This window comes from Paenibacillus sp. UASWS1643, from assembly GCF_008693195.1.
Classification (GTDB): Bacteria; Bacillota; Bacilli; order Paenibacillales; family Paenibacillaceae; genus Paenibacillus; species Paenibacillus amylolyticus_B.
This window is the reverse complement of record NZ_VXKZ01000115.1, coordinates 496,911-510,662: the sequence shown is the minus strand read 5'-3', so window position 1 is coordinate 510,662 and position 13,752 is coordinate 496,911. Positions and strand designations below refer to the sequence as shown.

The 13,752-nt window shown below is 39.0% G+C and carries 15 protein-coding genes and 1 pseudogene; 13 read left to right on the top strand and 3 right to left on the bottom strand.

All coding sequences use genetic code 11. The features are described from left to right. The first annotated feature begins 2 nt into the window (after positions 1 to 2). From FE296_RS26855 to FE296_RS26840, 4 genes and pseudogenes are all read left to right on the top strand, one after another. Positions 3 to 1,160 (top strand): DUF418 domain-containing protein, encoded by a 1,158-nt coding sequence (locus FE296_RS26855; RefSeq protein WP_150367018.1) that lies wholly within the window; start codon positions 3 to 5, stop codon positions 1,158 to 1,160. 103 nt (positions 1,161 to 1,263) lie between these two features. Continuing rightward, on the top strand, positions 1,264 to 1,407 hold the full coding sequence (locus tag FE296_RS26850) for an ATP-binding protein (protein WP_150367017.1): 144 nt from the start codon (positions 1,264 to 1,266) through the stop codon (positions 1,405 to 1,407). A gap of 193 nt (positions 1,408 to 1,600) precedes the next feature. Further along, a complete protein-coding gene (locus FE296_RS34140; protein WP_150367693.1) occupies positions 1,601 to 1,747 on the top strand; it encodes a polymorphic toxin type 8 domain-containing protein in 147 nt (48 codons plus the stop codon). 95 nt (positions 1,748 to 1,842) lie between these two features. After that, positions 1,843 to 2,217, top strand: a pseudogene (locus FE296_RS26840) (DUF2750 domain-containing protein). A gap of 151 nt (positions 2,218 to 2,368) precedes the next feature. Here FE296_RS26840 and FE296_RS26835 read toward each other — a convergent pair. Continuing rightward, positions 2,369 to 3,433 carry a GntR family transcriptional regulator gene (locus FE296_RS26835; RefSeq protein WP_150367016.1) on the bottom strand — a complete coding sequence of 355 codons (1,065 nt, stop codon included), beginning with the start codon at positions 3,431 to 3,433 and terminating at the stop codon, positions 2,369 to 2,371. 262 nt (positions 3,434 to 3,695) lie between these two features. Between FE296_RS26835 and FE296_RS26830 the strand changes: the two genes are divergently transcribed. The 7 genes from FE296_RS26830 (at position 3,696) to FE296_RS26800 (ending at position 10,049) form a co-directional block, all read left to right on the top strand. Next, positions 3,696 to 5,033: an ABC transporter substrate-binding protein gene (locus FE296_RS26830; RefSeq protein WP_150367692.1), complete on the top strand. Its 1,338-nt coding sequence runs from the start codon at positions 3,696 to 3,698 to the stop codon at positions 5,031 to 5,033. Between the two features lie 84 nt (positions 5,034 to 5,117). Then, positions 5,118 to 6,014, top strand: coding sequence for a carbohydrate ABC transporter permease (locus FE296_RS26825; RefSeq protein WP_150367015.1), 897 nt, complete (start codon positions 5,118 to 5,120; stop codon positions 6,012 to 6,014). A gap of 1 nt (position 6,015) precedes the next feature. Beyond that, positions 6,016 to 6,864, top strand: coding sequence for a carbohydrate ABC transporter permease (locus FE296_RS26820; RefSeq protein ID WP_124115006.1), 849 nt, complete (start codon positions 6,016 to 6,018; stop codon positions 6,862 to 6,864). Between the two features lie 27 nt (positions 6,865 to 6,891). Further along, complete coding sequence (locus tag FE296_RS26815) at positions 6,892 to 7,875, top strand: glycoside hydrolase family 43 protein (protein WP_150367014.1); 984 nt, start codon at positions 6,892 to 6,894, stop codon at positions 7,873 to 7,875. Between the two features lie 238 nt (positions 7,876 to 8,113). Next, positions 8,114 to 8,512 carry a hypothetical protein gene (locus FE296_RS26810; protein WP_150367013.1) on the top strand — a complete coding sequence of 133 codons (399 nt, stop codon included), beginning with the start codon at positions 8,114 to 8,116 and terminating at the stop codon, positions 8,510 to 8,512. Between the two features lie 254 nt (positions 8,513 to 8,766). Then, positions 8,767 to 9,189 (top strand): NUDIX domain-containing protein, encoded by a 423-nt coding sequence (locus tag FE296_RS33580; RefSeq protein WP_150367012.1) that lies wholly within the window; start codon positions 8,767 to 8,769, stop codon positions 9,187 to 9,189. 182 nt (positions 9,190 to 9,371) lie between these two features. After that, positions 9,372 to 10,049 carry a hypothetical protein gene (locus tag FE296_RS26800; protein WP_223869045.1) on the top strand — a complete coding sequence of 226 codons (678 nt, stop codon included), beginning with the start codon at positions 9,372 to 9,374 and terminating at the stop codon, positions 10,047 to 10,049. 214 nt (positions 10,050 to 10,263) lie between these two features. On the opposite strand, the gene FE296_RS26795 is transcribed toward FE296_RS26800, so the two are convergent. After that, positions 10,264 to 10,857 (bottom strand): TetR/AcrR family transcriptional regulator, encoded by a 594-nt coding sequence (locus FE296_RS26795; RefSeq protein ID WP_150367011.1) that lies wholly within the window; start codon positions 10,855 to 10,857, stop codon positions 10,264 to 10,266. Positions 10,858 to 10,938: 81 nt separating this feature from the next. Here FE296_RS26795 and FE296_RS26790 point away from each other — a divergent pair, with 81 nt between their 5' ends. Next, on the top strand, positions 10,939 to 11,628 hold the full coding sequence (locus FE296_RS26790; RefSeq protein ID WP_150367010.1) for an SDR family NAD(P)-dependent oxidoreductase: 690 nt from the start codon (positions 10,939 to 10,941) through the stop codon (positions 11,626 to 11,628). Positions 11,629 to 11,732: 104 nt separating this feature from the next. Here the strand turns inward: FE296_RS26790 and FE296_RS26785 are convergent, their stop codons facing one another. Beyond that, the gene (locus tag FE296_RS26785) at positions 11,733 to 12,587 is read right to left on the bottom strand and encodes a cupredoxin domain-containing protein (RefSeq protein ID WP_150367009.1); all 855 of its coding nucleotides are present in this window, start codon (positions 12,585 to 12,587) and stop codon (positions 11,733 to 11,735) included. 386 nt (positions 12,588 to 12,973) lie between these two features. Here FE296_RS26785 and FE296_RS26780 point away from each other — a divergent pair, with 386 nt between their 5' ends. After that, positions 12,974 to 13,729 carry an amidohydrolase family protein gene (locus tag FE296_RS26780; RefSeq protein WP_150367008.1) on the top strand — a complete coding sequence of 252 codons (756 nt, stop codon included), beginning with the start codon at positions 12,974 to 12,976 and terminating at the stop codon, positions 13,727 to 13,729. Positions 13,730 to 13,752 lie beyond the last annotated feature (23 nt).

Genomic DNA, 13,752 nt, shown 5'->3' with positions numbered 1-13,752 from the left:
TTATGTCCAACATGTCAACAATAGAAACAACGAATAACTCAAAACGCGCTGTTTCATTAGATCTTGCTCGAGGCGCTATGCTTCTCCTCATTGCTCTTGCTCATGCTCCGCTGTATTTGTACAACAGTAAACCTGGTATTATGTTTAAGGTTGAAGCTGTTACTTGGTTTGATCACGTAGTGAATGTTCTGGGTTTACTCGCGATTGATAACCGTGCCAGAGCTATGTTTGCTGTACTATTTGGGTATGGTCTAATTTTAATTTATAACAGTCAAATCAAAAAGGGAAAAAGGGAAGAAGATGCCGTAAAGACAATTCGACGACGTTCTTGGTACTTAATTGGTTTTGGAATGGCGCTAACGATCTTTATTGGGGGCCAAGATATATTGATGGCCTACGGGATAGCGGGACTTATTTTAAGTAGGTTAGTGAGGCGGGAGAACAAAACCATAATCCGTAATTTTGTATTAATTACATTGCTTTATGTTTTGATAATTCCTATTTTATGGGGAGCTATAGGCGGGAATGGTTTTCAACCAGGGTTTTCAGCAAATGATACCTATCTTGATGTAGCAATTTCTAATTTAATTGTATTCCCTATTTATCCGTTATTAATTCATGTACTGTTTCCTATCTTGCCTTCTGTTTTGCTTGGTATGTGGATGGCTAGGTATCAATTGTTAACCAGACCTGAACAGCATCTAAAAAAACTCCTCTATATTTCTATTATGGGCTTAACAGTCTCCTTGGTAGGAGCATTACCTGTATCTCTAATTGGTAACCTATGGAATCCAGAAATGCATACAGTAGGACTTTTAAGCGGACTGCATATTCTAACCGGAATCGCCGGGGGTGCAGCTTATGCAGCGATTTTCGGTATCATAGGCGCAAAAGTGGTTAAGTTAGGGAAATTTACATCTTCTCTTGTAGCGCTAGGGAAGCGTTCGCTGACATTCTTTGTTTGGAATGAAGCTTTGCTTGTTTTATATTTATCACCAGTCGCATTTGATTTAGGGGGACGCGTGAGTAACGGTATGGCAGCTCTGATTGCAGTAGGTATTTGGATCAGTTCTGTTTTATTGGCCACAATCTTAGAAATAAACAAAATAAATGGACCATTAGAACGACTCTTACAACGATTAGTTCACAAAAATAATTAACTTTTCAGGACAACTCATACGATATCTACGATAACTGTGGTTTAAGGGGTCTCTTTGTGTTCCTCTTGTCTAAAATCAGGCAAAAGAGATTAATTCAAATACTATGGGTCGCCAGACAGAAGGTTCCGGACTAGGGCTGTCCATTGTGAAAAGCATCGTTGAGCTGCACGGCGGAGAGATCAAAATCGAGATTCATGGCGATCAATTCAATGTTATTCTGCATTTGCCCAAGCAGCGCTTAATTTAAAAGTCATAAAACCAGGTTAACCCTTATGCTCCTTCCAGGATGTATGAGGGTTAACTTTACTTCAGGTTCTTTTCCAACCCCTTTTGCTCTAAAAATAATTCATAATATTGGAACAAAATCTTTTCCTGATTACCGAGAAGGATATGCTTGCTCACATTGCGCATTACTTTAAAACAAAAAAATCATGAAATAAATAAACGATAAGACTTTTTTCTCTGAGCAGGAAAACAAACGTGATCTAAATGAAATTAAAAGAAAAAAACGCAAAAATGTAAGAGTTCCTCAGGGATACCAGATGCAGCACAAACGTGGTTTCGAGGCAAGAAAGGGTTACGGTTAAGAACACAGTGTTTTAAAATATTACAAAAAACCATAAGACGCAACATAGATACGATAATAACGGTAAAATAAGATAAAACATCATTAGGAGGAAATATGAATCAGAAAGAATTTGAATCTGTCATCAATCTCCCTGCAAATATTCGTTATGAATACTTCATCAAAAAAGTAGTAGATTCAGAAGAAGTTTGGGGCCTTTATGAGAATGGTTGGTCAGTTACTGAAGATGATGAAGGTAATAAATTACTTCCATTTTGACCTAATAAAGAATTCGCGGAATACTGTGCAACTGATGGTTGGGAATTTTGCCCAAGTAAAAATATGGATTTATATGAGTTCATAGACGAGTTTCTTCCCAATTTAAAAAAAGAGGGTTTTAAACCTTCAATATTCTTAAATAATGCTGATTCTGCTGTATTAGAAGTCGATATATTAATTGAGGATTTAAAGATAGAACTTGAAAAATACTAACAGGATTGATGTTGCCGTTCCCAGAATTTCGACCGATGTCGAGGGACAAGAACATGGATTCATTGAGGTCGCTATTGAAGCGGCTTTTTTTATTTTATCGGCACAAGTTCGTGTCCCGAGCCAAGGACAAGAACTTGCAACGATTGTCGTGTCAAGGGACGATGAGTTGCACGGGAATAATGGCGTTCTTAGGAGAATAAGTATCTTCCATCTGTTCACGTAACAGCTTTACGGCTGTTCGTGCCATTTCCTGTTCATCCTGCTGCACATAAGCTACGCCTGAAAGATGTGGATTATCGAAAGATAGCAAATCGATATTGGAGTGATCGTTCAGACGACAGATAGCGGACGATGTAAGGCGTGCTGTTTCTTCAGTCAAGGAGAAGGCTGCCGAAATTCCACTGTGGTTCTGCAAGAATTCGCTTACATAGTCCAATGCATGCTCGCTGCGTAGAATGTTGAGAGGGATGTGACACCACAAGCTCTTGTCAATCGAGATACCTTGATCTGTATATGCCTGCTCAAAGCCAAGCGTGCGATCCTCGACGGCTGTATTGGCATTTTCAGGTGAGATGAGCGCAATCTGCTGATGACTCTTGGATAACAAATGGGATACAGCCTTATACGCACCGCCGTAATTGTCGGATGTAATGGTGTACGTCTCAATGTTGCGCAGATAGCGGTCGATGAACACACACGGAAATTTGTCGAGCGACAGACGCAGTAATGATTCGTTGTACTTCTCATCTTCCGTCGGAAAAACGATCAGCCCCTTCACACCGAGTTCCGTTAGTGTACGGATGACGTTTGTTTCGATAGAGGAGGACTCTCGCGTGATGCTAAGTACCATGTTGAGGCCGGCTTCTTGCAGGAATTGTTCTGTGTAGTCAACGAGCTTTTGAATGACACGGGTTCTCATCGTCGGAATGATGAAGCCGATGAGCGGCATGGAGGACGCGCTGCCTTGGGATGGTGGAGAATGGATGCTAGAAACAACAAGACTTGAAGAGACGAATGAGCCTTTGCCTTGTACGCGTATAATTAATCCTTCGTCAGCCAGTGAGGTTAGGGCGTTCCTGACAGTTATTTTACTTACTCTGAATTCGTCCATTAGTTCTTGCTCAGAAGGAATGCGGTCTGTGGGTCGAAGCTGTCCTGACTTAATTTTCTGAATAATATTTTCTCGAATTTGTTTGTAGAGCGCCAGCTTTTTCAAAGAGTAGCATCTCCCCATAAACTTTATGATTTTATAATCAATTGGTTATATAAAGCTTATTTCATATATATTATAATACGGCATGTAAAGCGCTTACAATATGGAATCTAAGAAATTTTTGCGAAGGGGTCTTTTCTTTGAACGGTTAGAATTATGTTAAGGATGGTGGTGCCAAGGTAGATTGAAACCGCTTAAATTAACAGAACTAACTAGTCAGCCGACTTTTCAAATGCATAACACAAAAAGAGAGGATGACGAACAAATGAAAAAACGCAGTATGTTAATCTCCGTCGTTACAGTCCTTATTATGTCCCTTTTTTTCACAGCATGTGGTAATCCTTCTGATTCAAAAACGGAAACACAGCAATTAGGCGCTAATGCCGGTGAGAATGCAACAGAATTGTCATTTTGGACATTCGTAGATTTGCACGGCAAGCATTTGGATAAAATGCTGGGGTTATGGAACCAAGAGAACCCAGACAAACAGATTAAGTTGAATGTAACGGTTATGCCTTACGATGATATGCACAACAAGCTCTTATTGGCAGTTACAAGCGGAAAAGGTGCTCCTGATATCGCGGATATCGAGCTTGGTCAATTCCCTAAATTCCTGGAAGGTGACAACGTTCCACTGGAATCTTTGAATGATGTATTTGCACCATACAAAGACGTTGTTGTTCCTTCGCGTGTCGAGATTTACTCCAAAGCCGATCAGGTTTATGGCTTTGATTATCACGTAGGTGCAACGCTTGCTTTCTACAACACTGAAATTCTCGAACAAGCAGGTGTTGACTACAAGAAAATCATAACGTGGGAAGATTACAAACAAGCAGGTATCAAGGTTTATGAAAAGACTGGCAAGTACTTAGGTACTGCTGATACATCTGCTACGTGGCAAGCATCGTTGCTGTTAGCTCAGCAAAACACTGATTTTACAGATGAAAATGGTAATCCAAAAGTGAACTCGCCTGAAATGATTAAAGCGTATGAAATGTTAGTTGATCTGCAGAAGAACAATGTTATTCATACGATCCCAGGCGGACAACCCGACACAGAAGAAGCAAAAGGTGAATACAACAAAGGCAACTACGCAAGTGCATTGATGCCTGAGTGGTACATGTCCCGCTTTGTAAACGAAATGAAGGATCTTAAAGGTAAGTATGCAATTGCTCCATTACCTGTATTTGAAGAAGGTAATCCTCGTTCCGTTGGCTTAGGCGGTACTGGCACAGTTGTTACTAAGAGTGGTAAAGACGTTCAATTGGCCAAAGAATTTGTAGCCTTTGCTAAGCTTTCGAAAGAAGCCACTACTGAAATCTGGAATACACTTGGATTTGACCCAATCAACATGGAAGTATGGAAAGATGATGCAGTAACGAAAAACCCTGATAACGAGTACGTACAATACTTTAAAACAAATGCATTTGATACTTTGAATGAAATCAAAGACGAAATTAGAGCGATCAAGTCCGTTAAAGCTTCACCAACCATCGGCAATATCTTCAATACGGTTACTTTGAACGCTATCTTTGAAGATGGTCAAGACGTGAAGGAAGCATTGGATGAAGCACAAGCAGCAATTGAACAAGAATTGAAATAAATTTAATAAGTAAATGATTTGGTTAAACCTGTCGGCAGGTATAGTAGTCGGCAGGTTTAACCTTAGTCAAGGGAGATTGAGAATATGATAAAGAAATTTGTATACTCTCAAAAAGTTGCACCTTATGTTTTCGTGTTACCATTTATACTCATATTTTTGATATTCTGGTTTTTCCCGCTTGTAAATTCATTCGTAATGAGCTTTCAAGATCGGATGTTGGGACAGGATCCTAAATGGATTGGTGAAGCGAATTATTCGAAATTACTTACTGATAAAGTGTTTTTGACATCTATTAAAAATAGTGTTGTGTACATGTTAGGAACCTTAGTGCTGTTAATTCCTTTTCCAATGTTATTCGCCGTTATGATAAACAGTAAGTTAATGAAGGGAAGAGAGTTTTTTAAATCTTCGTTCTTTCTACCTGCATTGACATCTGTCGCAGTTGCGGGTACCATTTTCCGCCTTACATTCGGTGAAATGGAAGGTTCATTAATGAACAGTTTTCTAGGTCTATTTGGTGTAGAGCCTATTAAATTTTTGAAAGACGGAAATTGGAGTATGGCAGCACTGTTGATCCTCGCATGTTGGAGATGGACAGGTGTTAATATGCTTTACTATCTATCCGGTTTGAAAAGCATTGACAATGAATATTATGAGGCTGCTTCAATTGACGGGGCATCTGCTTGGCAGAAGTTCAGAACAATCACAATGCCGTTATTGAAGCCAACCACGGTATATGTCACGACAATTAGTGTTTATGCAGGTTTAGCCATGTTTACCGAGAGCCTGATGATGTTTAACGGTAACAATTCACCCAAAAATATTGGCTTAACCATTGTTGGATACCTGTATAGACAAGGGATTGAGCAGAATAAGCTGGGTTACGCAGCTGCAGTTGGTATCATTCTGTTAGTCATTGCTATGGTTATCAATTTGACGCAGTTGAAATTTAGTGGAATGTTCAAAAAGGAGGAGGATTAAAGTGGGCAAAAGTCAGACAAGGAGTGATTTCATCTCTAGAATAGTAATTATTTGTTTATTCATTATACTATTCGTTTTAATTATGATTCCATTCTATGCAGTGGCCCTATCTTCCTTTAAACCAGGTGAATCATTAGTTAGATATGGTCTTAACCTAAGTTTGGATTTTGAAATCATGAGTTTTAATAATTTTATCTATCTGTTTACTGGAGAACATGATTATTTTGTGTGGTTTTGGAACAGTATGATTTTAACAATCGTTCAAGTGGTTTTAACACTTTTTGTAAGCGCATTTGTTGCTTATGGTTTTGCAGCATATGATTTTAAAGGTAAGAACTTCCTCTTTATATGTGTTTTGCTCATTATGATGGTGCCTTTCGAAATACTGCTGGTTCCTTTGTATAGCCTAATTAATGATTTGGGAATGGTGAATAGCTATTCGGCAATCATTTTGCCGGGTATAGCCAATGCCGCGACAATATTTTTCTTCAGGCAATATCTAAGAAGCATACCCAAAGAGATTATTCAATCTGGGCGGGTTGATGGGGCAAACGAGTATGCGATATATTTCAGACTAATTATGCCGATTATGAAGCCATCCTTTGCAGCAATGGCCATTCTGAATGGTATGAACAGCTGGAATAATCTGTTGTGGCCATTCATGGTGTTAGGAGATCAGAGTAAATATACACTTCCAATCGGTTTGAAAACGTTATTAACTCCTTATGGCAATAACTATGATCTATTGATCGTGGGCTCCTTCTTCTCCATCATTCCAATTTTTATACTGTTCATTGCTTTTCAGAAATATTTCATAGACGGTATGACTGCAGGTGCTGTTAAAGGGTAGTAATATTATGATGAAACAGGTGATAAGATGGCAGTCCAAAAAAGAGTGTTACACGACGTACACCCATTGATTGAGCAGAAAGCCGATCCTTTTATTTACCGACATTCAGACGGTTATTATTACTTCGTAGCATCCGTACCGGAGTATGACCGGATTGAAATCCGTAGAGCCCAGAACCTTGAGGAGCTTGTTACATCAACTCCTGTAGTGATCTGGAGAAAGCGCGAGACGGGTATCCTTAGTGCCAATATTTGGGCACCTGAACTGCATTTTATTGATGACAAATGGTACGTGTATTTCGCTGCCGCACACACGACGGAAACGAATGAAGGCTTGTTCGACCATCGGATGTACGTACTAGAGAATGAAAATGTCAATCCGCTCGAAGGCAGTTGGGTGGAACGAGGACAGGTTCGTACCGCATGGGAAAGCTTCGCCCTCGATGCCACTACCTTTGAGCATAATGGCAGTCGTTATTACGTGTGGGCACAAAAGGATCCGAATATCGAAGGTAACTCTAATCTGTATATATCTAAAATGAGCAATCCATGGACGCTGACCGGGCCGCAAACGATGATTTCAATGCCGGAGTATGACTGGGAGATCATTGGTTATAAAGTGAACGAAGGCGCAGCTTTTCTTCGCAAGGGTGATCGGGTATTCCTCTCTTACTCCGCTAGCGCCACCGATTTCAATTATTGCATGGGCCTGCTTGAAGCCGATGTGGATTCGGATTTGCTCGATGCCGCCTCATGGCGCAAGTCACAAACAGCGGTTCTCTCGACAGATGAGAGCATCTCGATGTATGGTCCCGGTCATAATTCCTTCACGGTGTCAGAGGCCGACGAAAAGACGCTATTTGTGTTCCACGCAAGAACGTACAAGGACATTATAGGAGATCCGCTGTATGATCCGAATCGCCATACATTTGTGACGGAGCTTTTGTGGACGGCTGATGGCAGACCCGATTTCCGCGGCTCTGTTGCAGCACTTGCACGTTCTGTACAGTGAACGAGTGTCCCAACAAGGTTGGTTGATGGATTTGAGTTCGTTTATCCAACTTACCAAAGAGAGACAGTAAGAACATCGAAGGCACTCTACTGGGTGCCTTCTATTTCGCTCTACTGATCATACGCTGAACCGTACCATGTGGTAAGTTGCCTTAAATTCATAGAAACAAATAATAATATCAAAGATCCAAGTAGATATCATATCTGCTTGGATTTCTGTGATTCGAGGTGAAAAATGAATGAAAAAAATTATAATTATAACTTCATTTGTAATACTGGTGATATTGTCCAGCTGCTCAAACAAACCTGAAGGAGTTATTTTTGAAGGGAAGTCTGTTAATTGGTCAGTTTCAATCAACTATGTTCGAGAGAAAAGTAAGTACATCGGCACTCCCGTGATTAAATATATTGGAACAGATAAAGTGATTAAAGCCGAAATAGATGTAATCAATAAGAATGATAAAGGACCTTTTAATCCCTCCAATACTGTTGACATGATGGACTATTTTAAAAAAGATGAGGATGTCCATTTAGTTGCCAAAGAGGAAGTAAGTAGCTACAAAGACGTTCGAAGTGTCACCATTCGCTGGGCTACGGAGGTTCAAACCTTTGAAGAAGGATTTGTTTTAAGAAGGTGAAGAGCATAAATGATAGAGATCTAAAGGCTGATATTTATAAAAAAGAGGTTGCCCAGATTTGTCGAGGGACAAGAACATATTCCTATTGTCGATTAAGCGTATACCTAATCATTTTCTTGCCCTATCAATTCATTAAACTAACGGGCAGGTTAGTTCGTTCATGCGACAGTATCTTTTAGAAACTCACAAAGGCAGGAAAATGTAGGAATTGTGCGGAATAAATATACAACTTTATCTTATTTGGAGGTTGTAAAATGGCGTTCCCGACACATATTGTATCTGCAGGCGGAATTGTAGAAGATGGAACTGGAAATATCCTTTTAGTAAAAGCTCATGACGATGGTTGGGTGTATCCTGGTGGGATAACTGAAGTAGGAGAAAACCTGATTGATGGCGTCATTCGTGAAATCAAAGAGGAAAGTGGAATAGATGCCACGGTTAGCCATTTGATTAGTGTTGTTTCATTCGTGCTTTGTCCAAACTCTACAGTGGTTGCAACGAGAGAGGCTATGCGGGCAAAGAAGGGTTATGGGATTTGGAGCGTAGATGAGTTGGATCGCGTATTGCGAAATGAAACTCCACGCTCGGGGCTTTGGTTGGATTCATCCGATTTGTCCCCTGAAGAGACGGTTAAAGAAATAATCATGCGACTACAAAACGAGGCGTTGATAACATAAACGATTACGCTGAAGGGAAACGTTAGCCCAATAAAACCAATGAAGCAGCTGACCAATGTAATATCTTCGTGGGTTAATGAAAAGCGCTGATGAACTAATAAGGACCAGCACAATAAAGTGGTAGTTTTATGGATATGCAATAGTCGCCGAATGGAACTTGGTACTAAAAGGAGGCAGAACACATGCTAGAAGAACAGGAAATATTCGCGGGCGAAGGATATAACAGGTCGTACGCTATTGCTACGGGTATGCCGATTTTGAATCTTAGGGGTAGCATACCGCGTGAAGGTAACGGCCAACTACCATTTCCGTGGGTGACAACGGGCATCAGGATTGATAAAGAACAGATGTTGGAAACCGTTATGAAGCAAAAGACACTCGAGTATTTGTTTAACATGCAATTAAGTAAGGAGGAGTTGACCGACCGCAATTTGGTTGTAGGCTGTTATGAATACAGGAATCCGAATGACAAGGAACAAATATTGCTATATGCGCTGGTTTCGTTGAAGGAATTTCTCGCGAGATACGGCGATGAACGGGCATCAGAAATTCTGATGCGAGTTGGATGCACATACGAGAAGATTATGAAGGAATGCGATGAAGCCATTGAAGAACACTTTGCAGTGTTGCGCCGGTCACTTCATTTAAAGAATTTGAGGGACAAATATGATGTCGTTTACGAGTGGAGTGAAGAGGAAGGGGTAAAGACGTACATTATCAGATACACCAAATCGAGTTATACGAAGATTAAAGCTAAATCATTCGAAGAGTTGACTAAACTCTATGATGAGCAACGGAAGAAGGATGCAAAGAAGACGTTCGCGATTCTGGAACCGTTAGAAGCATTTATGCAAGCCTAAGAAAACCGCCCCTTTACGGGGCGGTTATTCAACATTTCATCGATAGAAGATTCGAGGATGTCGCGGGACAAGAACTTGGTTCCTTTGCCGAAATGGACAAAAACATTGTGTAATTTCAAGTCAGGTAGTTATCTAAAAAATTCTAAGTGAAACTATTTTGACTGGATAAAAGCACATCAATATCCTCGGCTTCTGTTCGTAAGCATTGATCATTTTAATCGTTGATTGGAATACCTGCAGCTTTTAAATGTCCATGAGTGAGTATTTTTCCGAATTGAGAAGCAAGTTCACTTGGAGTATAAGAAAAATCATTTTTAACCCACCATATTACAATGCCCATAAAAGTAGATGCAATATATTGAAGTAATAATTCCTTCGAAATCTGCAGGGGCATATGATCCAAGCCATCTTCCACTGTATTTTTTATAATCTCCTCCATTTTTGATTGAAAACCATAAATTCTGTTCTTATCCAGTAAAAATGCTTTGTAAAAGGGGATATTATTCTTAATTTTCTCCAGTATGGTTTGCATTAGTTGTTCAAGCATAGAGCCACTTATAGGAGATTTTCTACTCGAACAAAGATTGAGTGTACTCTTTAATTCTTCTAATAATTCGTCCATAGATACATTTAACAAATCGGGTTTGTTCTGATAATGAAGATAAAATGTATTTCGGTTAATCATTGCTTTATCGGCAATATCTTGGATCGTAATCCCCTCGTATCCCTTTTCATTAAGAAGTTCTATAAACGCCTTTTTTATCGAATGTTTGGAGCGAAGGATACGCAAATCGGTTTTTTTGTTCATTATGACTCGTTCCCTTAAATTTTTATTGTTAGATATACGGCATTTGGACTCAAACAACTCTATTCGAAGGGAAGATATGAAATGAAAACGATAGCGATTGTTGGCGCAGGAGCAGGTTTAGGAATGTCCATTGCGAAAAAATTCGGACAAAATGGCTTCCGCGTGGCGCTTATTGCGCGAAATGAAGAAAAGTTGAACCAACTGGTTATTGAATTAGAACAATTGGGAATCGAAGCTGCTTCTTTTCAAGCGGACATATTAAATAAAGAACAAATAGAGATGGCATTTGCTGCTATTAAAGAAAAATACGGATTTATTGATGTTCTTGAATACAGTCCAACACCGAGCTTTGACACAGTAGCGCAGCTTAAAGGCACGCCGATTGCTGACGGACACGAACTGATGATTAGGGCTATGAACAAACTTAACAAAAAAAGGTTCATTACACTTGCGACGCCAGCTTTGCAATCAGATGACGATAAGAAAAACATGTCCACGATACTTCCAGGTGTATTAGCCAAAGTTCTCCTTCCAAACGGTTATACAGAAATGAAGAGAATGGAAGGAATGATTAAAGAATCGAATCTGGATTGGACAGTCGTTCGAATTATTAACCCCAATGTTAAATACACGGGGCAGACTTATGACTTTTCATTCGGAGATAATTCGGCTAAATTATCAGTTTCTAGAGAAAATGTTGCCAAATTCATGTACTCTGCTGCTCGTGACAACCAATTGATTAGAAAGATGCCTATTATTTATAACAAATAAGCTCAATGAATATAGTATTCACTGATTAAGGTGGTTTTAGCAAGAAGCGACGATTTTTCGTTAGAACCCGCCGCTAAGACCTTGTAGCTTAATCTCAAATGCAGTTACACAACTGTGATGGTTCCATAGTACATGTACATCCCACAATTGAAATGATATGTTCCAGGTTTTAAATCATCCAGAGTAATGAAGTTATCTCCCTTTTCAAGATAAACATCAATATCTAAATCAGAAGATTCGATACTCTTTATACAAGTGTATCCTGTTTGTTTTATGAAATTTATTTTTGTTGGAACACCGGATTTGACCACAATATTATTTTGGCTAAATCCATTGGATTTTACATCGACTGAAATGACTTGATAGCCATTATTTTCTTGAACAGTACTCTGCTCCTGATTTTGAGAAGAAACAACGGTGGTTCGATTATCTTGATACTGATTAAATAGCAACAAGCCCACTGAAACAGCACCAAAAGCAACAGTTAGCATACCTGCGATGAAGGGTAAGCTGATCCCACTTTTATTTGTTTTTTTTCTTTCCACTGACTCTGAACTTGTCAATTGAAGAACAACAAAAAATATAAAGATAAACACGATATCAATAAACAATACCATGATATAAGTAAAGCCAAGCATAGATCCGAGCATGGCACCCATCATTCCACCCATGATCCCAGCTAACATGCCATCCAACGAGGCAAGTACACTTATGGGCTTGCCTGTAAGGTAACCAACCCCCAAACCGAATAAAATAGCAATAATTGAAGGGATGGCCAGATCATGATCAAAAACAATACCAAGTTGAAATCCAAGAGCAATACTAGACATCATTCCAATGCTCATAGCAATCATCATTCCAGACATTCCTGTAATTCTCTCTTTTCGTTTATAGGTATTCAGAACGATGATTCCAGATAAACTCAAAACCATTAATATGCTTAATAATGTAAGTAGCATTATTATAAGCCTCCCGATATATCAAATTTTAGATAATGATGTACTACACATTGTAGTGTATCCTATAATTCGATGAAAAGTTAAATTCGAAATATTCAGAAATTGTTCATAAAATTATGTACTTTTTAAGCCAGCGGATTATAGGACACAGTAAGTTAAAACGTATACATTGGAACTTGATGAGCTCTCGTAAGCATAAGAAACGCTATTGTTAGTTGTTAATCTAAAGGGTAAAGATAGCTCAATAAATTTAAGAAAGCAGCTGAACTAAGATGATCGGCTGCTTTTCATTTAAACAATTGTAATGTACAATCAATTACATAAACGGAACTTCGTTTCATCTAATGAAACAGTGGAGCGGTTAATTATTAGAAAGGGAGAATTTTATGCAAACAATATTTGATACTCATCTACACATCATTGATCCGAAATTCCCATTAATAAAAAACCAAGGATTTTTACCTAATCCTTTTACTTGTGAAGACTACTTGGAGAAGATTAAGGGTTTTAATATTAAAGGTGGCGCAGTTGTATCAGGTTCCTTTCAAGGATTCAATCAAACTTATTTGATTGATTCATTACAAAAACTCGGCCAAAACTATGTTGGGGTGACTCAATTACCACATGATACATCGGATGATGAAATTTTAAAACTTAACAGCTATGGTGTAAGAGCCATCCGTTTTAATGTCAAACGAGGAGGTTCAGAAGATCTTTCTCATTTGGAGTACTTTGCAAGACGAGTCCATGAGTTAGTAGGCTGGCATGCAGAATTATATATTGACTCCACATTTTTACCTCAAATTGCATCAACATTGAGCAGTCTTCCGGCTGTTTCAGTAGATCATTTGGGTTTATCAAAAGAGGGATTTAAGCATCTTCTTTCCTTAGTTGATAAAGGAATTAGAGTTAAAGCAACGGGCTTTGGCAGGGTTGAACTCGATGTAGCGCAGGCTATTCGTTCCATTTATGCAGTCAATCCAGATGCTTTAATGTTTGGTACAGATTTGCCTTCAACGAGAGCAAGGCGACCTTATCATAATTCTGACATTGAACTTATTTATAATACTCTAGATGAGGAACAAAGTGAAAAAGTGCTGTATAAAAATGCAGTTAATTGGTATTTGAAGCAAGATATTTGAGCCTAATCTGTTATGGTAACTTA